Here is a 20,888-nt window from a genome sequence, read left to right on the forward strand (position 1 = left end):
GAAGGGGAGGGCGCATCATTGAGTAGGCAACGGTGGCTTCGCGCGGCATCGGTTTCCTTGCTTGCGGCAATTGCGGCGGTGTCGCTAAATCTGCCTGCGGCGGACGCATATTCCCCATACACCACGTTTTATAAGGACGCGTATGGGCAGCTTGCGCAAATTCAATCCGCCTACCAGCCCGAGCAGGTGCTTGGTCCGGATATCGGCGGGGAGACAGCAGCCGGGTGGAAGGCACCCGTGCAAACGGCGTCTGCCGGCGATGGGGGAAGCCAGACATTGGCATTGAACCAGCCGCAGGATCTGTTCGTCGACGGGCGGGACCATATCTTCATTGCCGATACGGGCAATAACCGTGTTGTGCATCTGGATGAGCAGGGGCTTCTTATCGGTATCATCGATGTAAAGGAAAGCCCGCTGAGCAGCCCGAACGGCTTGTTCGTCGCCGATAACGGAGATATTTATGTGGCGGATACCGGCAATCAGCGGGTCGTCCGGCTGGATGCCGAAGGCAGGCTGCTGCGCGAGTTCAAACGGCCGGACTCGGCCTACCTGCCGGATTCGTTCAAATACGAACCGACGAAGCTGGTTGTCGACAAGCGGGGCTTCCTGTACATTACGACGCTGGGCGCTTTCCAGGGCTTGCTGCAGCTGGATCCGGAAGGCAATTATCAAAGCTTCTTCGGCTCCAACAAGGTTCAGTTCTCCTTGTTTGACTCGTTCAAGAGGGCGGTCTATACAAGAGAGATGTACCAGCGGGAGCTGAGCAAGCTGCCCGGAGCGGTCGTGAACACGGCGATCGATTCCAATGGTTTCATCTATACGGTGACCAAGGAAATCGAAAGCGAGCAGGTCAAGAAATTCAATATCGCCGGATTGAATCAGCTGGAAGCAGGCGGTGAATTCACGCCGGCCGCGAAGAAGAAGAAAAGGACGTTCGGAGAGAACGCCTGGTGGGCGCAACACGGCGCACTGCCGCAGCTTCAGGATATCAGCGTGGATGCGGACGGCAACTTAACGGTCATTGACGCGCTCTACAATACAATCAGCCAATATGACGCGGATGGCAACCTGCTCTTCTTCTGGGGCAGCGATGATCTGGCGGGGACGACGAAGCTTGGCCTTGTCAAGACGCCGGCAGCAATCGCAACGACCGCAAATGGAGATTTACTGGTGCTCGACAGTGTCAACAGTCTCGTCCAGAGGCTTCGGCTGACCGAGTTCGGATTGCTGGTCCATCAGGCCAACAGGCTGACCCAGGACGGCAGGTATGAGGAGAGCGAGCCGCTGTGGGCTGAGGCTTACCGGCAAAATGCCTTCTATACGCCGGCTTTGGTCGGGCTCGCGAAAGCAGCCTTCAAGAAAGAGCAGTTCGAGCTTGCCGAGGAGCTGTTCTATAAGGCGGGGGTCAATAAAGGCTATTCGGATTCATTCTGGCAGAACAGGCTCGTCTGGTTCCAGAACCGGTTTGGCCTGCTGATGAACATCGTTGTCGCGGCGGGATTGGCTGTTTTTGTACTCGTCAGGCTGTCGCGCAGATTCGCGTGGGCCGGCGCCTGGTACGCCAAGATGCCTTTGCGGGGCAGTTACTTCAGGCAGCTGAAGCATGTCGGGACGCTCGTGAAGCACCCCATCGACGGGTACCATGCGATACGTTACCAGGACGGCGCCGGACTTGCCAGCAGCTTGACGCTGCTGGCGCTTGCATTCGCCGCGCTTGGTCTCATCCGGTCCCAGACGAGCTTCGTCTTTAATCCTGAAATCTATGAGGGCGTCAAGCTCGGGCCTGTCCTCGTGCAGTTTATTGCAATTTGGATCGGATGGGTCATTGCGCATTATCTGGTCAGCTCCCTGATGCGCGGTGAGGGCCGGCTGCGGGATGTTTTTTATGGAAGCTCTTACGCCTTAATACCAATTATAGCGATCGGTATACCCTTAACGGTTATATCCCATGGATTTACGCTCAGCGAGGCGTCGATCTTCAAATTTTTGGAGCTTGCCATGTATTTGTGGACGTTCCTGCAGTTTTTCTGGATGGTGCAGGGCATCCAGAATTACAGCGTCGGGGAAGCGATCCTGAACATCATTTTCTCTCTTCTGGCGCTGGCTATCATCGCGACGCTCATCTTTATCTTCTTCAGCTTAAGCGGGGAACTGATCAACTTTATTTATTCCATCTATCAGGAGGTGATCATCCGATGACCGGCAGCAAGCTGCGGCTTTCCTTCCTGATTACGGGCATTGCGGTCGTCATTGCCGCCCTGGTATGGCTGGCGCTCCAGATCGTGTCGTGGCAAAATGCCGCTCCGGCAGTCACGGCCGCTGCGGCCGTGTCCTTCACTCCAGGTGCCGGAACAGTGCCGTTCAAGCCGGAGCTGCCTCCCGGCAGCAGGTTTCAGCCGGTCGCCGAATCGGCTTCCTTGAAGCTGTCGGCAGACAAAGAGACCGGGCATTTTCAGGTCGTCAGCAAACAATCCGGCAAGGTCTGGTATTCGTACCCCGATCCCGCGCAGTGGGCGGAAGAGAAGATCGGCGGGGCATGGAAAAACAATCTGCTGTCCCCCATCATCGTGGAATATACGAATCTGTCCAATTACAAGTCGGCGTCCAAAACGGTCGGCCTAGTGGACGAGGGCGGGTATGTCGAGGATTTCAAGACGACGGCAAGCGGCTTTACCGCCACGCTCGTGCTGCCGAAGGGTTCGTTTAAAATTCCGGTTGAGGTGATGCTGGGGGATGATTATGTTGAAACGACCATCCGCGACGAAGGTATTGTGGAGGCAGGCGCCTTCAGCCTGTTGAATGCAAAGCTGTACCCGCTGTTCGGCGGACAGTTCTCCCAGGGCCAGGTTGGCTACATCTTCATACCTGACGGCTCAGGCGCGCTGATCCGGTTCAAAACCGGCCGAATTCTCCCGCAGCTCACGTATAATCAACCGATTTACGGCAATGACGGCTCTTTCTACCTCGATAATATGGCCCGGCAGCGGGCTTCGGTTCCGGTGTTCGGCCTGAAATCCGGCGATCAGGCGTTCGTTGCCGTTGTTACGGAAGGGCCGGAGCATGCCAACGTGTTCGCGGCTCCTTCCGGATCGATAGGTCTGTCGAACTGGGTAACGACCGAATGGCAGTACCGCCAGCGGTTCTATCAAAGTGTAAGCAAAAGCACGGATGCGGGATTTTTCACGTACGGGGAACAACGTTTCAATTCCCCGCGGCGAACGGTCCGCTATTATCTGCTGCCGCCGGATCAAAGCGATTATGTGGGCATGGCATCCAGGTATCGCGATTATCTGTCTGCTGAAGGCGTGCTGAAGCCGGTGGAGCAGCCCAAGAAGGATATTCCGCTGTATGTGGATATTGTCGGGGGCGATATCGAGCAGGGATTGCTGCTGGATTCCTATCTGACTGCCACGACGACGGACGAGGCGAAGGAACTGGTCGGCAGCATCTATGACCGCGGCATCCACAATTTGGTCGTGCAGTATAACGGCTGGCAGCAGGATGGCTACAGCACGCAGGGCGGCTATTTTCCGGTCGAGTCCAGGCTTGGCGGAAATAAAGGGATGAAATCCTTTATCGATTATGCGCATGCGCTGGATATCCCCGTTTTTCTGACAGCTAATTATTCGGTCAACAATAACGGGGACGACGGCTTCTGGTACCGCCGCGACGGCCAGCGCGATTTGTCCGGCAATACGCTTGAGGCGGGTGAGGGCACCTATCTTGTAAGCCCGCGCTTCTACAGCAAAGTCATCGCATCCGATCTGGATGAGTACAAGAAGCTGGGAGCAGACGGCATCCTCTACGACGGCTCAGGGATCGGATATCAGCTGAACACCGATTTCAATAACCGTTATGCGGCCAGCCGCACGGATGTGGCCAATATCCAGCGCGACATTTTCAAGCGGACGAAGGAGGAGCTTGGCGCGGTCACGGCTGTCAACGCCAATGCCTATGTATGGCAGGATCTGAAGCATATTCCCCGGCTTATGGACGATTATTCCTACGATGTATTCGTCGATGAAGCCGTGCCGTTCAACCAGATCGTCCTGCACGGGTCCGTTACGTACACATCCGAGTGGGCGAATGTGCGTCAGGAATCGCGGACCGAATATTTGCGCAGCATCGAATACGGCGCTTATCCGACCTATGTATTCGCCTCCGCGCCTTCCGACAAGCTGCGGCATTCCTATTCGATCTGGTATTACAGTCTGGATTACCGGGATTGGCTTGACAGCCTGTCCGATGAATATGCGAAGGTCAACGAAGCGCTCGGCGATGTACAGGATAAGCGGATCGTGGGTCACCGCACGCTTGCCGAGAACGTGAAGGAAACGACCTACGAAGGCGGCCAGCGCGTCATCGTGAACTATGGATCAAGCGAGTTCGTGCAGGACGATTTTCATGTGCCTGCGCAGGATTTCACCGTTATCAAGGGGGGAGCAGGCAGATGATTCGCAAGCTGAGGCTGCAAGCATCGACGATCAGAAAAATCGAAGGCTCGATATTCATCGCACCCTGGATTTTCGGCTTTCTTGCTTTTGTCGCGTTCCCGCTCGGCTATTCCTTGTATATGAGCTTTCATCAGGTCCGGATTACCGTCGACTCGGTCGTCTATACCTTTCTTGGCTTCCAGAATTACAAGGAGATCCTGGTATCGAACGGAAGTCTCCTGTATGAGGATCTGATCCCGTTCCTGCGCGAGTCCATTATGATGATTCCGATCATTCTCGTCTTCTCGCTGCTGGTTGCGATACTGCTCAACCTGAAGTTCCCGGGACGCACGCTGTTTCGGATCATCTTCTTCCTGCCTGTTATTTTCTCTTCCGGACAAATCGTCCAGGAATTCATCAATCAGGGGGAAGGCTCACTGAGCGTCCTGGAGTCGCTGCATATCGAGGAATATCTGCAGGAGTACGTGCCGGCGTCATGGGCGGAGCCGATCCAGACGGTGATGAGCTCATTCGTGCTGGTGCTCTGGTACTCGGGCGTACAGATTCTGATCTTCCTTGCGGGACGCCAGACGCTGCCGCCGTCGATGTACGAGGCTTCAAGGATCGACGGCTCGGGGCCATGGAATACCTTCTGGAAAATAACGCTGCCGGGGCTCGTACCCTATATTTTCCTGAATCTGATGTATACGGTCGTCGATTTGTTCACATTCCCGTCCAATCCGATCGTAAGCAAGGTCAACACCACCAATTACGGCAGCTCCAGCGCGCTGGCCTGGATTTATTTTTCCATCATTCTGCTGTTCGTCGGCTTGACGCTGCTGCTGTACAGCAGGGTGGATAAGGCGCTCTCAGGCACACGTGAGTAAAGAAGGGAGGGATTCGCAAGTGGCCAAAATAACGATCAACGGAGTGAAGCGCGTGCAGTCCGCGGCCTTCGACCGGATCGGGGCATTCGTCCGATACCGCTTGATCGGCGGCGAAATCGATAAAGGCATCCTGTTCAAAATTGTCATGTATATCATCCTGATCAATGTTGCTTTCATCTATATCAAGCCGATCCTGTACATGGTCACCACGATGGTGAAGGACGCCAAAAACATTCTCGACCCTTCGGTGATCTGGGTGCCCAAAAGCATTTTCCTGGGACATCTTCAGGAGGCGGTGCGGCTGCTTCAGTACACGAAAAGTCTGGCGATCAGCGTATCGCTGGCCGGCGCGGTGTCCGTGCTGCAGGTGTTCTCATGCGCGGTTGCCGGATATGCGTTCGCCCGCCTCGACTTTCCGTTCAAGCGCTTCTGGATGGTGATGCTGCTGTTCACGTTCATCATGCCGCCGCAGGTCGTCATTCTGCCGACCATCATGATGTTCAAAAGCTTCGGCTGGCTGGATACCGTGCTGCCGATGATCATTCCCGCCGTTTTCGGCCATGGACTGAAGGGGGCTTTGTTCGTCATTATCTACCGATCCTTCTATTCCACGCTGCCGAAGGAGCTGGACGAGGCGGCGAGAATGGATGGGGCAAGCGCGTTCAGGCTGTTCTTCCGGGTCATGTTCCCGCTTTCCAAATCGGCGATCGTCGTCGTTGTTTTGTTCTCCTTCGTGTGGAACTGGAATGATTTTTATCTGCCGTCGATTTTTATGTTTACGGCCGAGAACGTGCCCCTCTCGATAACGCTTGCGCGAATGGCCGCGGAGATGGCCCTGGCCGCAGGGGCGGGCGAGATGTCGGTATATGAGGAATCGATCAAGATGGCGGCTGCATTCCTCATTATTTTCCCGCTGCTGATTGTTTATTTTTTCGCGCAGCGCTGGTTCATCGAAGGGGTGGAGCGCACGGGGCTTGTGGAATGAGACAGAAGATGGATAGAAGCCGCTCCCCGGCGAAACACCGGCAAACAATTACATTATAGGTGGTGTCATGTTTCATGAAGAAGTTGCTCACAATACTAAATCTGCTGCTGGTTGCCGGCTTGATCTCCGCATGCAGCGGGAATGCCGGCAATAGTGCGGGCACGACAGGCAGTACGGATGCGTCTGCTGACGGTGCGTCGTCGTCGGAAGAGAATACCGCGAGCTTCAAGAAGCTCGGCGACGAGCCGCTGACGCTTACGTTCTACAATACCAGCGGCACATTTCCGGATGTGGAATTCAATACGCTTATCGCCGATCCGATCAAGAAAAAATATCCGAACGTGACGATTGAGCGGATTATGCCGGCTGCGGAAACGACGAATGAAGAGGTCTTGTCGACGTATACGCCGGATATCATTTATTCCTCCTCGTCCTCGCATCAGCAGATCGTCCGCACCGGCGCCTATGAAGATCTGCGCGAGCTGATCAAGCGCCATAACTTTGATACCTCGCGGATCAAGCCGATTCTATGGAATTACATCACGGAGATTACGGCGGGCAAAGGGGACGAAATCATCGCGATCCCGTTCAACTCCAATCAGCATGTGATGTACTATAACAAGGACATTTTCGACAAATTCGGCGTGCCTTATCCAACCGAGAAGCAGCTGACTTGGGATGAAGTGCTGGAGCTGGCGAAGCAGCTGACTCGCACCGATGGCGGCAAACGGTATGTCGGCCTTTCTGTAGATAATCTTACAGGTCTGGCGAAGAGCCTCGGCCTGCCTTACGTGGACCGCGAAACAGGCGAAGCCGCGCTCGATACGCCGGAATGGCGCCGGGTGTTCGAGCTGCAGAAAAAAATATTCGAAATCCCCGGCTATGTGGCGCCTGACAAGACCTGGAACTATGGACGCGACCAGTTCATGAAGGATCAGAATGTGGCAATCCGTGTGACCTGGCTGGCCAACATGGTCGGTCCGCTGGAGGAGCTGCGCCAGCAGGGCGTCGAGTTCAACTGGGATATCGCGCCGGCTCCGAACTTCCCGGACCAGCTCGGTAAGACAAGGGAAGCGCAGATCCACTCGCTTTCCATAAACAGCAAAAGCAAGCATAAGGATGAGGCCTTCCAGGTCATCGCGGAAATTCTGTCGGACGACGGGCAGCGCATTCTGGCCCGCAACGGCCGCGTACCCGCTATTATCAATGACGAGCTGAACAAGGAATACGGCCTCGACATTCCGGTTCTCCAGGGCAAGACGGTGCAAAATGTATTCGTCGGCGAGGCGCTCCAGGAGCACTACACCCATCCGTATGAGCTGGAAATCGCTACCCGTCTGACTGAGGCGGCTGAGGATCTGGCAATCGGCGGTCTCGACGTCAACTCCGCCATCCGGAAAGCCGAGGAAGCGATCAACAAGGATGTCGAGACGCTCAAAACGACAATCGGCACGCCATAATAGAGTGAATTGAAGAGTCCGGGGCTTATTGGGCCCCGGTTTTTGCTGAATACTCAGCGCTGCAGGAGTCCGAAACGGATAGAAAAGGAGAGCGGTCTTCCTGGGTCTGTCGGCAGCGGGTGCAGTGAGGTTTTTCCTTGCTAGAAGGTGGAAGGGGACCGCTTGGGAGCATGCAGGCCGGAATTTCCTTATTAGAATGGCTTCAAACAATCTGGGCAGACCGATGGGATTTCTCGATCGATATCAATCGAGAATCGTGACTTCAGAGTCGCTGCCTGTTTTTTTTCACCGGATTTCTAGGGAAAAACGTCTAGCCGTCAGAGAACGTCGAAGCCGTTTCTTCTTGAAATATCAGCAAGTAAGAAAATGTGTCATGCCTATTCCTGATAGTTTGGGGGAAGAAACTAACTTTGCCGCCAAAGGACGGCTTCTGCCGTCTCTTCTTATGCGCAACATTAATGATAGATACAGGAAGTGAATGCTTGTTGAGAAAGCAGAGAATATTAAGTGGCTATATCAGGTCGAGGTGGTACTTGTACATCAGCGCCGTCCTTGTTATCGGGGCGGCGAATGTAATTCTGGCGCGCATGCCCAGAACAATCGGCAGCTTTACGGATGAGCTTCAAAAGGGCATGCTGTCCTTCGATGAGGTCGTGCACTACAGCCTGCTCATCGTGGCGATCGCGTTGAGCTACGGTCTGCTTGGGGGGACCGGGCAATTTCTCATCATGTACTCGGGGAGATTGTTCGAGCGGATTACGCGAAACAAGCTGTTTGTCCAGTTTACGCGTCTCAGTCTGAACAATTATTCCCGGTACGGGGTGGGCAAGCTTCTGAGCTATCTGATCAATGACGTGACCGCGGTAAGAGAATCGATATCGATGGGCATCAACCATATTACTAACTCATCGATTTTGCTTATTTCCGTCATTGTATCCATGATCCTTAGCCCGATCCCGGCATACACGACTCTAATCAGCATTATTCCGCTTCTTTTCATTCCATGGGTCGTTGCCTGGCTGGGTCCCGTCATCCGCAAACGTTCCGTCCATGTGCAGGAAGCGCTCGGGAAAATGACGGAAACGGCCTCCGAGCAGTTCAGCGGCATCCGGGTCACAAAAAAATTTGCGGTGGAAGCGATCATGATCGGCCGTTTCGACGCAACGGTTGCCCAGATCCGCGACAACCAGCTGAAGCTGGTTCGCGTTTCTTCACTCCTGCAGGCGGTTATTCCGTTTCTCGGGGCGCTGTCGATGATTATCGCGATCGCGCTTGTCGGCTACTTGACGGCGGACCAGACTGTCTCCCTTGGCGATTTCGTCTCGCTGGTCCTGTATATCGGCATGATGATCAATCCGCTGCAGCGGATCGGAGATGTGATCAATGCGATGCAGCGTGCCCGCGGTTCCCTGGAGCGGCTGAACGACCTGCTTGGCGAAGAGCCCGATGTTGCCGATACCGGGACAGAGCGCTTGGAGGATGCAGAGCATGCCGCGATAGAAATCCGGAATCTGTCGTTCGCTTATCCGGACGGCTCCTCGCCCGTATTGTCGGATATCTGCTTAACGGTAGGGCCAGGTCAAACGGTAGGCATTATCGGAAAGACGGGAAGCGGCAAGACGACGCTTATGAAACTGCTCCTGCGGATCTACAATCCGCCTGAAGGCACGATTTTCGCAGGCGGCCGGGATATCCGCAATCTGACGCTTGAGAGCCTCAGGAGCAGCATTGCTTATGTGCCGCAGGACGGCTTCCTGTTCAGCACCTCAATCCGTGAAAATATCGCCTTCAGCAACCGCGGAGCGGAGCTTGCGGCAATCGAAGAAGCTGCGATTCAAGCGCAAATCCATCTCGAGGTGAATGCGTTCCCCGACGGGTTCGAGACAAGGCTCGGGGAGCGCGGCTTGACGCTGTCCGGCGGCCAAAGGCAGCGGGCAAGCCTCGCCCGGGGGCTGTTCAAGCAGGCTCCCGTGATGATTCTCGATGACAGCGTCAGCGCTATCGATTCGCTTACCGAGAAAGCGGTTATCGACTCGCTCCGTGCCGGGCGGCAGGGCAAGACAACCCTGATCGTTTCTCATCGCATCAGCGCGCTCAAGCATGCGGACCAGATCATCGTCATGGACGGAGGCCGGATCGTGCAGCGCGGCACGCACGAGGAGCTTGTTTCCGCAGAAGGTGTCTATGCGGAGCTGTACAATATCCAGGAGAAGGGGGATGCCAATGCCGAGGGCCATTAACGATTGGCAGCAGGACCAACGGACGGGCATCCCGCAGGACTACAATGCCGCCCTTGATTACGGCTCTGCCTTCAAAGCGCTTTACACCTACGCCAAGCCGCATCGTTGGTCGTTTCTATTGCTGTTTTTCTTTATTTTACTGTCCATATCGGCCGATTTGCTGCAGCCTTATTTGATCAAAATCGCCATCGATGACGTATTTACCGTTGATCATGCGGATTACCGGTCGCTGCTGATTCTTTGCGGCATCTATCTCCTGTTGGCAGTCGTCAGCTTCGTCTTCACGTATCTGCAGAACAATTTGCTGCAAAAAATCGGGCAGAGCATCGTGGCCGGCATCCGCAGCGGCATGTTCAGGCATATGGTGAAGCTGTCGGTTTCCTACTTCGACCGCGTGTCGACCGGCAGCCTCATTACGAATGTGTCCAGCGATACGGAAGGCCTGAACCGATTTTTCAATCAGGTATTGGCCAGCCTGCTGCGGGACAGCTTGACGCTCTTGATCATCATTGTGCTGATGTTTCAGCTGGATATCAGACTGACCTTGTTCTGTCTGCTGGTCCTGCCTGTTATTACGATGATTGCGTACAGCTTCCGGTCCTATATGCGGACAACGTATCAGATGGTCCGGACGGCCTTGTCGCGGATGGTCGCATTCGCCGCGGAGAATCTTTCCGGCATGAACCTCATTCAGGTGTTCCATCAGGAGAAGGAGCAGCAGCGGCAGTTTACCGAGCGAAACGATGCCTTCTACCGCACCAACCTCCGGGAAGTCCGCACAATGGTACTGTTCAACCGGTTGTTTGATATTCTCGGCAACCTGTCCGTGGCGTTTGTCGTCTGGCTCGGCGGCCGCGCCGTGCTGGGAGGTCATATCGAATTCGGCGTATTGTACGCGTTCATCACCTACATCCGCCAGTTTTTTCAGCCGATCAACTCGATCACCCAGCAGTGGAATACGATTCAGTCGACCATCGTGTCCGTGAACCGGATCTGGAGCATATTCGGAGTGTCGCCTGATGTGCGCGACCCGGAGAAAGCCGCATCTGTTGAAAAGGCTGGGGTCGAGGGCAAAGTGGAATTCAACAGCGTAACCTTCGGCTATGGCAGCGGCCACAAGGTGTTAACTGATATTGATCTGAATATCCGGCCAGGCGAATTGCTGGGAATCGTAGGCGCCACCGGAGCCGGCAAGAGCTCCTTGATCAGCCTGCTGTGCCGCTTCTACGATGTGAAGGAAGGCAGCATCCGTATTGACGGAACCGACATCCGCAGTCTGAAGCAGGAAACGCTGCAGCGGATCGTCGGGCTCGTGCAGCAGGAGCCGTTTCTCTACTCGGGAAGCGTGCTTGACAACATCCGGCTGTTCGATGAATCGATTCCCGTGGAGACGGTTATTCGCGCCTGCGAGCATGTCGGAGTGGATCAGCTTGTGCGGCGGATGAAGCATGGCTACGAAACCCGGCTTGCCGAGAGCGGCACAGGGCTGTCCTCCGGCGAGAAGCAGCTGATTTCGTTTGCACGCATTATCGTCTTCCAGCCGAAAATATTGATTCTCGACGAAGCGACCGCCAATCTTGATTCCCATACGGAGCAGCTGCTCCAGTCCGCGCTGCGGATTGTATCGGAGGGCAGGACGACCTTGGTCATTGCGCACCGGCTGTCAACGATCCGGAGATCCGACAGAATCATTGTTCTGGATCGGGGCCGCATCGTGGAGGAGGGGGCTCATGACCGATTAATGGAGCTGAACGGTTATTATGAGAGGCTGTATTTGAATGCGCAAGGCGTGCTTGTTTAGCAGATCGCTTATCCCGAACCGCTTTTACGGGCGGTCCGGGAATTTTTTGTTTTTGCTGGTTAATAAGAATGGGAGGCGGTTAGATGGAAATTTATCGCATTGGGGTATTGGAAGGGGACGGGATCGGACCGGAAATCGTCGCTGCGGCGGCGAAGGTGATAGGGGCTGCGGAGAAAAGCTGCGGGCTCGAGCTGCTGGATTGGGTAAGGCTGCCGATGGGGCTTGAAGCGATCCGGCAGTATGGCGACCCGCTGCCGCAGGCGACGAAGGAGGCGCTGCAGAATTGCTGCGGCTGGTTGATGGGACCTCATGATTCCGTTTCCTATCCGGAGGAACACCAAACCGGCCGAAATCCGAGCGGCGAGCTGCGGCACAGCTTCGACCTGTTTGCCAATATCCGGCCGAACCGGACGCTGTCCGGCATCGACAGCGTAGCGAAGCAGGCGGATCTCGTTATTTACCGCGAGAATACGGAGGGCTTCTACGCTGACCGGAATATGGCGTACGGAACGGGAGAGTGGCAGGTGACGCCGGATGTTGTCATTTCGGCCGGCGTCTTTACACGCAAAGCAGCCGAACGGATTGCCCATGCTGCCTTTCAGGCGGCAAGGTTGCGCCGGAAGCATGTTTCCATTATCCACAAGGCTAATGTGATCAAGCTCGGATATGGCTTGTTTCTCGGCGTTTGCCGGGAAGTCGCATCACAGTATCCCGATGTGCGGGTGGACGATTACCACATCGACGCCGCCGCAGCCCTTCTGGTCAGGAGGGCAGGGGACTTCGACGTCATTCTGACGACGAATATGTTCGGCGACATTCTGTCCGATCTCGCGGGAGAGCTGGTTGGAAGCCTGGGAATGGCGCCGGCGATCAATGCGGGCGATCACTTTGCAATGGCGCAGGCCGCTCACGGCTCGGCGCCGGATATAGCGGGCCGGAATATCGCGAACCCGGTCGGGATATTGTTATCCTCGGCATTGCTGCTGGAATGGCTGGCCGGCCGGCACGGGGATTCGCGTCTGCAGCGCATCGCGGAGCAGATTGTACGGGGAGTCGAAGGTGCAGCCGCCGCAGGCATCCGCACCTTCGACCTGCATGGCACAGCCTCCACGAGCGAATTTGCGGAGGCTGTCATCCAATCTATGGATAGGTCGTAGTTAAGAAAATTGCTTTACCGGCAAGAATGGCGATAGCCGGTTCTTCCTGTCTGATGGATACCTAAATCGTTTCGACGGGGAACAGCTCGGTGGACAAATAACGTTCTCCTGTATCCGGCAGCAGTACGACAATATTTTTCCCGGCATTCTCCGGCCGGTTGGCAATCTGAACAGCCGCATAGACAGCCGCGCCGGAGGAAATGCCGACGATCAGTCCTTCGTTTCTCGCCAGCTTGCGGGTCGTCTCGAGCGCATCTTCATTGGTGACGGCGATGATTTCGTCCGCTATATGACGGTGGAAATTATCCGGTACGAAGCCCGGACCGATTCCCTGGATTTTGTGGGGGCCTCTCTCCCCGCCCGACAGGACAGGGGAGCTGAAAGGCTCAACCGCAATAATCCGGACCGAAGGTTTCCGCTCTTTGAGGACTTCGCCGACACCGGAAATTGTGCCGCCGGTACCGACGCCGCCCACGAAAATATCGACCGATCCGTCCGTGTCCCGCCAAATTTCCTCCGCCGTTGTTTTGCGGTGGATTTCCGGATTGGCCGGATTTTGGAATTGCTGCGGTATGAACGAGTTCGGGGTCGCCGCAGCGAGCTCCTCGGCCTTCTTGATCGCGCCGGCGATGCCTTCCGCGCCGGGCGTGAGAACAAGCTCGGCCCCCAGGGCAAGCAGTATTTTTCTCCGCTCGATACTGAACGTTTCGGGAAGCGTAATGGTCAATTTATAGCCGAGCGCCGCCGCCGCGAAGGCGAGGGCGATCCCGGTATTGCCGCTTGTGGGCTCGATAATGACCGTATCCTTGTTGATGACGCCGCGTTCCTCCGCATCCTTGATCATGGCGAAGCCGATCCGGTCCTTGACGCTTCCGGCGGGATTGAAATACTCCAGCTTGGCGATCAGTACAGCGCCGACATTGTATTTGGCATTGAAATTTCTCAGCTCCAGCAGGGGCGTATTGCCAATCAGCTGGGTGAGGTTGGTGGCGATTTTGGCCATCGTGGTGAGCTCCTGTCCTAGTGGATTATCGTTAAGGTGCCGCAGCGGCTTCTTCCGGGCCGATGCTGTAGGAATTGGCCGGGCGTGCCAGACCGTAATGCTCCCGAAGGGTCCTGCCTTCGTAAGCGGTGCGGAAGATACCGCGGTTCTGCAGCTCGGGTACGACCTTGTCGACGAAGATATCGAGGCCGTCCGGGTAGATGGGAGGCATAAGGTTGAAGCCGTCAGCTGCTTGGTTCTCGATCCAGCGCTGAATGACATCCGCGACTTCAATTGGCGTGCCGGTACAGGTTAGATGGCCCCGCGCGCTTGCCAGCCGGTTCACAACCTGGCGGAGCGTCAGGCTGGAATCGCTGCGCAGCATATCCAATATAAGCTGGTGCCGGCTTTTGCTGCCGTTGACGGATTCGATCCCTTTCGGGTCGATAATAGGCGGGATCGGGCCGTCAAGCGGAAAGCCGGTCAAGTCAACGCCGAAGCGCTCGGACAGCTTGGCTACGGCTTCATGGATATCGTGAAAGGCGTTCAGCTCATCTTCAAGCTCCTGGGCTTCAGCTCTGGTGTGGCCGATAATCGGGCTGAAGCCCGGCAGGACGACCAATTCGTCAGCACTGCGTCCATATTTCGCCAGCCGGCCTTTGACATCCGCATAGAACGCCTGGCCTTCGGCCAGTGTAGGCTGTGCAGTGAAAATGACTTCCGCCGTCCGGGCTGCCAGCTCGCGGCCGCTGTCTGAAGAACCCGCCTGTACCAGAACGGGATAGCCTTGAGGCGGACGGGGGATGTTGAGCGGCCCTTTCACGCGGTATACGCTGCCCTCAAAATTGATCTCATGCAGTTTGGCTTCGTCTATGGAGATGCCGGAGGCTTTGTCGAAGACGAGCGACTCTTCCTCCCAGCTGTCCCACAGCTTTTTTGTTACTTCGACGAATTCTTCCGCCCATTTGTACCGCTCCGAATGCTCCAGATGCGATTCCTTGCCGAAGTTGAAGGCTGTCGCATCCGTATGGCCGGTAACGATATTCCAACCCGAGCGGCCCCCGCTGATATGATCCAAAGAAGCGAATTTGCGTGCGACATGGAACGGCTCGTTGTAGGTTGTTCCGACAGTGCCAATGAGACCAAGATGTGTAGTGGCCACGGAGAGAGCGGAGAGGAGCGTGAAAGGCTCAAGCCGGCGTCCCGTACCGACATAGCCGTCTGCCATGAAGACGGAATCAAGCAATCCGCGTTCGGCGGTTTGCGCCAATTGTTTGTAATACCCAAAGTCGAAGGTGAGTTCGGGCGTCGTTTTGGGATGCCGCCAGGCGGCGGCATGATGGCCTGCCTGCCGAAGAAAAACATTCAAATGCACCTGCTTCTTTGCTTTGCCCATTAAGCTGAAACCCTCCCTGTATTTTTTGTTCTTCCTCACTCGCCTGCAAGCACCAAGAATTCCGACCATGAAGGCGCGCTTACACTCATCGTTACGCCAGACTACCGCAAAAAAAAAGAGAACACAATTTAATCCTTGTGTCTCCAGAGGTCTGGTCAACTATATACTTGTAATCCTAGTGGAATAATAAGTTAAATGTTATCACCAATCGGAAAAGGCGTCAATGACTGACTGAATCCTTCATGTGCAAAATTGTTTTCCACATCTTGACACAGATTACGGACGATGCTATATTCTAAATCATAGTTTATTCATTGGATTACTAGTAAATAATCGACCGGTCGACCGGAGAGACGTAAGAAGCTGCGCCTCTCCGGTCATTTTGCTATCCATAACAGGGGGTGACTGCAGACGCATTTATTCATTTTTACCAATTCCCAAATAGAAGGAGCGTGTATTTAAGTGAGCATCTCATTGAAGAAATTCGGCAGGACAGGTCTGAAAGTATCCGAGGTGGCGCTGGGAACAATGGCGTTCGGCCGCTGGATCGATGAGTCGAAATCGGCGGAGGTGCTTGATTCGGCGCTCGATGCCGGAATTAATTTTATCGATACGGCTGACGTATATGGCAAAGGAACCGACCTTGGCAACCCGCAGGAGAGCGGCCAATCAGAAACGATACTTGGCCATCTGCTGGGTGCCCGCAGGCATCGGATTATTCTGGCGACCAAGGTGCATGGACGCGTCGGCAGCGAGCCGAACGACCAGGGCCAGAGCCGCTACCACATTATTCGCGCCGTAGAGAACAGCCTGCGCCGCCTTAAAACCGATTATATCGATCTCTATCAGGTTCACCGTTTCGATAAAGAGACGCCGCTCGAGGAAACGCTGCGCGCGCTTGACGATCTTGTCCGCCAGGGTAAAGTCCGCTATATCGGGGCTTCCAACTACGCCGCATGGCAGCTTGCCAAGGCTCACGGCATATCGGCTCAGCTGGGTCTGCACCGTTACGAGAGCAACCAGCCTGAATACAGCCTCATAGCCCGGGGGATCGAGCAGGAGCTGCTTCCGTTTGCAGCGTCCGAGGGCTTGGCGATCATCGCATACAGCCCGCTCGGCCGCGGTGTGCTCACAGGCAAATACCAGTTCGATCAGGCGCCGCCGGCCGGCTCCCGCGGTGCTGCGGGAGAAGCGCGGATCAAGTCGCTGCTGGAAAACGAACGCAACTTCCAGATCGTAGAGGGGCTAAAGCCGATCGCAGCAAGGAAAGGATGGACGCTGGCGCAGCTGGCGCTGACCTGGGTCATCAGCCAGCCGCATGTAACGTCCGCTATTCTTGGTGCTTCAAGCCCGCAGAATATAACGGATTCCGTTGCCAAAGCGGCGGGGAAGCTGACTTCCGAAGAGCTTGCGGAAATTGACGAGATTACGCAGGGCGTTCCCGGCAGTCTGAAGACGCTGCGTGAAACGGCTGCTGGAAAGTCATAATGGAACGAATATAATTGGGAATCACTCGTATCGAGCCCGCCTGATATGCAATTCGTATAGAAGAGGAAAGATTTCCATAAACGAACAGGAGAGGATCGAAAAGTGGCGAAAGGACTGGAATTGGACGAAGTCTGGATCAGACAGGTCGAGGAGCAGGTCAACGGATTGGAATATGGCTCTGTTCAAATAACGGTGCATGACGGAAGGATTGTCCAGATTGAACGGACTGACCGCAAAAGGTTCGAAAATAATACTTCCGGCGGTGTCAAAAAACAATCCCCCCGTACGTAGATAGTAAACAGGAAATGAATAAAGCCAGCCCATTCTTAATGAGAATGGCTGGCTTTATTACTTTTGGAGGACGATTGACTTTCCATATAGAGTTGCCAGTTATGCGAGACTCGCCTGTATACTTGTCCCGGATGCAGGGCGAGAGCTGGTCTATATTAGGGATAATCAAATGCCGATAGCCGGCAAATCGTCGATGGATCAGTATTATGACCGCAGCGAGTACGATCAGTCGATTCATTGGATCAAGAAACAAATCGCGCTAGCAACGGAGACCGGAGACAAGTATACGATCGAGCAAGCTATGGGCGTATTGGCGATGGTGTATATGGACATGGATGAAATGGATCTGGCCTTCGGCTTCATTGTCGATAAGATGGAGATCAGTAAATCGATCGGAGATCGTATGGGCTTTGCCATTGCTCACGGCATGCTGGGCAAATATTATCTTTGTCACGGCGAGCTTGAGCAAGCGGCGCCCTGCATCGCTTTTTGTCTGGAAGAAGCCGTATGGGTCAAGGACTTGCGAATTGCAGGCATCATGCTTGGCTTTGAAGGGTTGAGCCTTCTGGCGCGGCAGCGGCTGGAGGAGGCTGATCTTATGCTTGGCCGCTCGGTTCGGCTGTTCAAACAGCTGAGCACCCCTTACTTTGCTTCCGAAGCGCTTTATTCCATGAGCTTGCTGAAGCAGAGACGGCAGCAATTCGACAGCGCTGTGGAGACGGCAGAGGAAGGGCTGGGGCTGGCAAATCGGCTGAAAAGGAGAGATATGCAATTCAGGCTCAATCTGCTTCTCATCCGGTTGAAAGCTGATTTAAGTCAGATCACGCCCGCCGAACAAGCGGATGAGCTGCAGCGGATGCTGGAGCACTTTCCCGGCCAGCAGGAAAAGGCTGCCATTCGCTTCGCCATATGGAAGCTGGATCCGAATCGTCAGAGCAGCGGACCGCCGCGCTTTCGTTGAACGAAGATCGTTACCGGAAATCGGGCAAACAGGAATATCTCGACCGCTGCCGCGAGCTAAGCGGTCTGTGCCATGCCGCCGCCGCGCATCCGCTGCCGAAGCATACAACCGAGATCATCCGATCCAAAAGAATCTCACCGGGCATGCTGGATGAAATCGACCGTTTTTTAAACGGCTGATAAAGGTGAAACGCTTTTGAAGCGCTCCCTTCTTTAGGATGTATCTAAAGGGGGGATTTTTTATTCAGATAGCCATAGAAGCTGGAGATTGATTGCGCCACCGATACAGCAGTTGTCCAAACCATTACGGAAGGATGAATTTCATTGAAGCTGAATTTTACGAAAAAGAAAACGTTTAAAATTGGTGTTTTGTTCGTAGCTGCCATTATCGCGAGCTCGTTGGGATCCGCATATGCAGCGGTCAAGCTGGAGCCGATCAATGCTTTTCTTAACCGGAGCGTGTCGTTTGTGCTGAAGGGTGAACTATGGCAGCCCAAAGATCCATCCGGCAAGTCGCTGGCGGCAATCAGTTATAATGGAAGCACCTACTTGCCTGTCCGCGCTTTGTCTGAAGCGCTGAAAGTCCCGATCGACTATGACGCTGCCGATCAAAAAATTTATATCGGAGGAAAACTCGGAGAAAAGACGCCGATTTTTGCCGCACCGATGGAGATCGACAACATCTATGCCATTTATTCGCTTTATAACGTGGGGGATGATGCAGGATCAACAGCCTCGACTGTCCTGGAAACTCATGCTGTCAGCCCGGAAGATGATGTGAAGCAGCTTATATTCAATGTAGAGGGTCTGGAAAAAATTAAAATTCATGTGCAAAGCCATAATTTAAATCTATATATTTATGCCCGGATTATGGATACGTCTTATTTCGATAACGGGGATCCTGACGCAAGCGCAGCGAGCAGCAAATGAAATGAAACTTCATACCCTCATACACTAAAAAAGGGATCGTTTGATCGGCCGCTGTTTCGATTTCCGGACGGCTTCCCTCCGCTGCCGGAGCGGAGGGAACGCGTCAGGCGGGCATGCAGGGTAAGCAATCTTGATGAGAACTTCCATCACAGAAGAACAGCCTATAATTATTTCATAGTGAAATATTACCTGCAAGAGCATTTTCATAAAATACATAATTGCTATTGTCAAACATCATTTAAGATATTATACTTGTACACAAGCCGCGTCTGGTATCGATACCAGATCGTTCTCAAACATTTCGGGGGCTTAAGAGGAGTATTTATGGTATCGATACCAGATCCAAATCTGGTATCGATACCATAAAATTTTTTATTCAAATCAGGACTGAAAAGGCGGTGGTTTAACAGGCTTGATGAATCGAATTTTTCGTGTCAAGCATGGGAATACTTACGTAAACAGCATGAAAAAGCAGCAATAACTGATTTTCGGATACCTTACATTTTTGAATTTATCAAATCGGAGGAACACAACAAATGAAATCTAAAGCCTTGTTCGGCGTTCTGTTAGCAATGTGCTTTGTTCTTGTCGTGACCGCATGCGGTCAAAGTAATACGAATACCAATACGGGTAACAATAATGCTGGAAGTGAAAGCGCTGCAAACGGAAAAATTACATTGGATCTCTGGTATTGGAACGGCGCGATATCCGATTCAACGATAGAGGCTGCCAAGAAAAACTTTCCTAATATCGATATAAAGGCGGAGAAGCTTCCGTCCGGACCTGACTATTTGACCAAATTAAAAACCACAATAGCCGGCGGCGGAAGCGGACCGGATATTGTCGCGATGGACAGCTGGGTTTCATCCATGCTGGAGTATAAAGACAAATACGTCAATCTGTATGATCAGGGAGCACGCGATATTCAATCCCAATATCTGGACTGGAAGTGGAAAATGGCAGCAACCAGCGATGATCAGTATCTGATCGGGCTGCCGATTGACGTCGCGCCGGTTGTCCTTTATTACCGCAGCGACTTGTTCGCGAAGGCGGGAGTGCCAAGTACGCCGGAAGACATCAAGAGTCAAGTGAAAACCTGGGATGATTACATGAATCTTCTCCAGAAGGTTAAGGATAAAACAGGTACGCAAACCGGAACGCTCGTAGATATATTCAGAAGTCTTCTGGGTCAGAACAGTAAAGGCTTCTTCGATGAAGGCGGCAATTACATTGGCGATCAGGATCACATCAAAAGCGTCTGGGATGATTCGGTACAAGCCTATAAAGCAGGTTTGACATTCCCTTACTCCAGCGATTCCGAGAAGAATGCCGCGATGAATAACAGTAAAATTTCTTCGTTTAGCGGGGCTTCATGGGCAGTGGGAGACTTGGTTGGTGCGGCACCCGACACGAAGGGAAAATGGAGCATTGCCTATCCGCCGGTTGGCGTAGGCAATCAGGGAGGTTCCTTCTTCGGTGCCTTGAAATCGAGCAAACATCCGAAGGAAGCCTATGAAGTCATTAAATTCCTGGTCAGCCCTGACAATCTTGTTAAGGGATATAAGGAATTCGGTAATTATCCATCTACACCTGCTGTCTACTCGAATCCGGAAATGGAGAATAAGAATGAATTTTTCGGAAATCAGGATCTGAGCCCCATATTTGCCGATGCGGCGAAGGATGTTAAAGTCGCGCATACGGATCCAAGAGACGATATGGTCCTTAATTTATTGGTTCAGGATCTCGGTTATGTAGATACGAAGAAACAGGATCCCGAGAAGGCATGGACAGACGCGCAGGATCAAATTAAACGCCAGCTGTCGCACTAAGCGTTAGCCACCTTGAAATAGGGAATCAAATAAGGGTTGAGGCGGGCGG

16 protein-coding genes are annotated in these 20,888 nt (G+C 53.9%); 14 read left to right on the forward strand and 2 right to left on the reverse strand.

What is annotated here, in order from left to right:
- Positions 1-18 precede the first annotated feature (18 nt).
- The 8 genes from AC0YOA_RS08425 (at position 19) to AC0YOA_RS08460 (ending at position 12,963) form a co-directional block, all read left to right on the forward strand.
- Positions 19-2,199 (forward strand): YIP1 family protein, encoded by a 2,181-nt coding sequence (locus AC0YOA_RS08425; RefSeq protein ID WP_475786225.1) that lies wholly within the window; start codon positions 19-21, stop codon positions 2,197-2,199.
- Positions 2,196-4,454 carry a DUF5696 domain-containing protein gene (locus AC0YOA_RS08430; RefSeq protein ID WP_475786226.1) on the forward strand — a complete coding sequence of 753 codons (2,259 nt, stop codon included), beginning with the start codon at positions 2,196-2,198 and terminating at the stop codon, positions 4,452-4,454. The genes AC0YOA_RS08425 and AC0YOA_RS08430 overlap by 4 nt, the downstream gene beginning before the upstream one ends.
- Positions 4,451-5,320, forward strand: a complete 870-nt coding sequence (locus tag AC0YOA_RS08435) for a carbohydrate ABC transporter permease (RefSeq protein ID WP_210037821.1) — start codon at positions 4,451-4,453, stop codon at positions 5,318-5,320. Before AC0YOA_RS08430 ends, AC0YOA_RS08435 begins: the two co-directional genes overlap by 4 nt.
- A 43-nt stretch (positions 5,321-5,363) precedes the next feature.
- Positions 5,364-6,305, forward strand: coding sequence for a carbohydrate ABC transporter permease (locus AC0YOA_RS08440; RefSeq protein WP_475786636.1), 942 nt, complete (start codon positions 5,364-5,366; stop codon positions 6,303-6,305).
- A gap of 74 nt (positions 6,306-6,379) precedes the next feature.
- A complete protein-coding gene (locus AC0YOA_RS08445) occupies positions 6,380-7,765 on the forward strand; it encodes an ABC transporter substrate-binding protein (protein WP_475786227.1) in 1,386 nt (461 codons plus the stop codon).
- 485 nt (positions 7,766-8,250) lie between these two features.
- Complete coding sequence (locus tag AC0YOA_RS08450; protein ID WP_475786228.1) at positions 8,251-10,005, forward strand: ABC transporter ATP-binding protein; 1,755 nt, start codon at positions 8,251-8,253, stop codon at positions 10,003-10,005.
- Positions 9,989-11,806 carry an ABC transporter ATP-binding protein gene (locus AC0YOA_RS08455; protein WP_475786637.1) on the forward strand — a complete coding sequence of 606 codons (1,818 nt, stop codon included), beginning with the start codon at positions 9,989-9,991 and terminating at the stop codon, positions 11,804-11,806. Before AC0YOA_RS08450 ends, AC0YOA_RS08455 begins: the two co-directional genes overlap by 17 nt.
- An 83-nt stretch (positions 11,807-11,889) precedes the next feature.
- The gene (locus tag AC0YOA_RS08460) at positions 11,890-12,963 is read left to right on the forward strand and encodes an isocitrate/isopropylmalate dehydrogenase family protein (protein ID WP_475786229.1); all 1,074 of its coding nucleotides are present in this window, start codon (positions 11,890-11,892) and stop codon (positions 12,961-12,963) included.
- A 61-nt stretch (positions 12,964-13,024) separates the two neighbouring features.
- On the opposite strand, the gene cysK is transcribed toward AC0YOA_RS08460, so the two are convergent.
- Together cysK and AC0YOA_RS08470 are read right to left on the reverse strand one after the other, a co-directional pair.
- The gene (cysK, locus tag AC0YOA_RS08465; RefSeq protein WP_475786230.1) at positions 13,025-13,966 is read right to left on the reverse strand and encodes a cysteine synthase A; all 942 of its coding nucleotides are present in this window, start codon (positions 13,964-13,966) and stop codon (positions 13,025-13,027) included.
- Between the two features lie 31 nt (positions 13,967-13,997).
- Positions 13,998-15,341 (reverse strand): LLM class flavin-dependent oxidoreductase, encoded by a 1,344-nt coding sequence (locus AC0YOA_RS08470; protein WP_475786231.1) that lies wholly within the window; start codon positions 15,339-15,341, stop codon positions 13,998-14,000.
- 468 nt (positions 15,342-15,809) lie between these two features.
- On the opposite strand from AC0YOA_RS08470, the gene AC0YOA_RS08475 reads away from it, so the two are divergent.
- The 6 genes from AC0YOA_RS08475 to AC0YOA_RS08500 all read left to right on the forward strand — a co-directional run bounded on the left by AC0YOA_RS08475 (position 15,810) and on the right by AC0YOA_RS08500 (position 20,839).
- Complete coding sequence (locus AC0YOA_RS08475; protein WP_475786638.1) at positions 15,810-16,829, forward strand: aldo/keto reductase; 1,020 nt, start codon at positions 15,810-15,812, stop codon at positions 16,827-16,829.
- 102 nt (positions 16,830-16,931) lie between these two features.
- Positions 16,932-17,120, forward strand: coding sequence for a YezD family protein (locus AC0YOA_RS08480; protein ID WP_210037812.1), 189 nt, complete (start codon positions 16,932-16,934; stop codon positions 17,118-17,120).
- Between the two features lie 169 nt (positions 17,121-17,289).
- A complete protein-coding gene (locus AC0YOA_RS08485; protein WP_475786232.1) occupies positions 17,290-18,081 on the forward strand; it encodes a hypothetical protein in 792 nt (263 codons plus the stop codon).
- Positions 18,078-18,260, forward strand: a complete 183-nt coding sequence (locus AC0YOA_RS08490; protein WP_475786233.1) for a hypothetical protein — start codon at positions 18,078-18,080, stop codon at positions 18,258-18,260. Before AC0YOA_RS08485 ends, AC0YOA_RS08490 begins: the two co-directional genes overlap by 4 nt.
- A 144-nt stretch (positions 18,261-18,404) precedes the next feature.
- Positions 18,405-19,010 (forward strand): hypothetical protein, encoded by a 606-nt coding sequence (locus AC0YOA_RS08495; RefSeq protein WP_475786234.1) that lies wholly within the window; start codon positions 18,405-18,407, stop codon positions 19,008-19,010.
- Positions 19,011-19,546: 536 nt separating this feature from the next.
- Positions 19,547-20,839 (forward strand): ABC transporter substrate-binding protein, encoded by a 1,293-nt coding sequence (locus AC0YOA_RS08500; RefSeq protein WP_475786235.1) that lies wholly within the window; start codon positions 19,547-19,549, stop codon positions 20,837-20,839.
- The last annotated feature ends 49 nt before the right edge of the window (positions 20,840-20,888 follow it).

Source organism: Paenibacillus sp. JT22N12 (assembly GCF_056269365.1).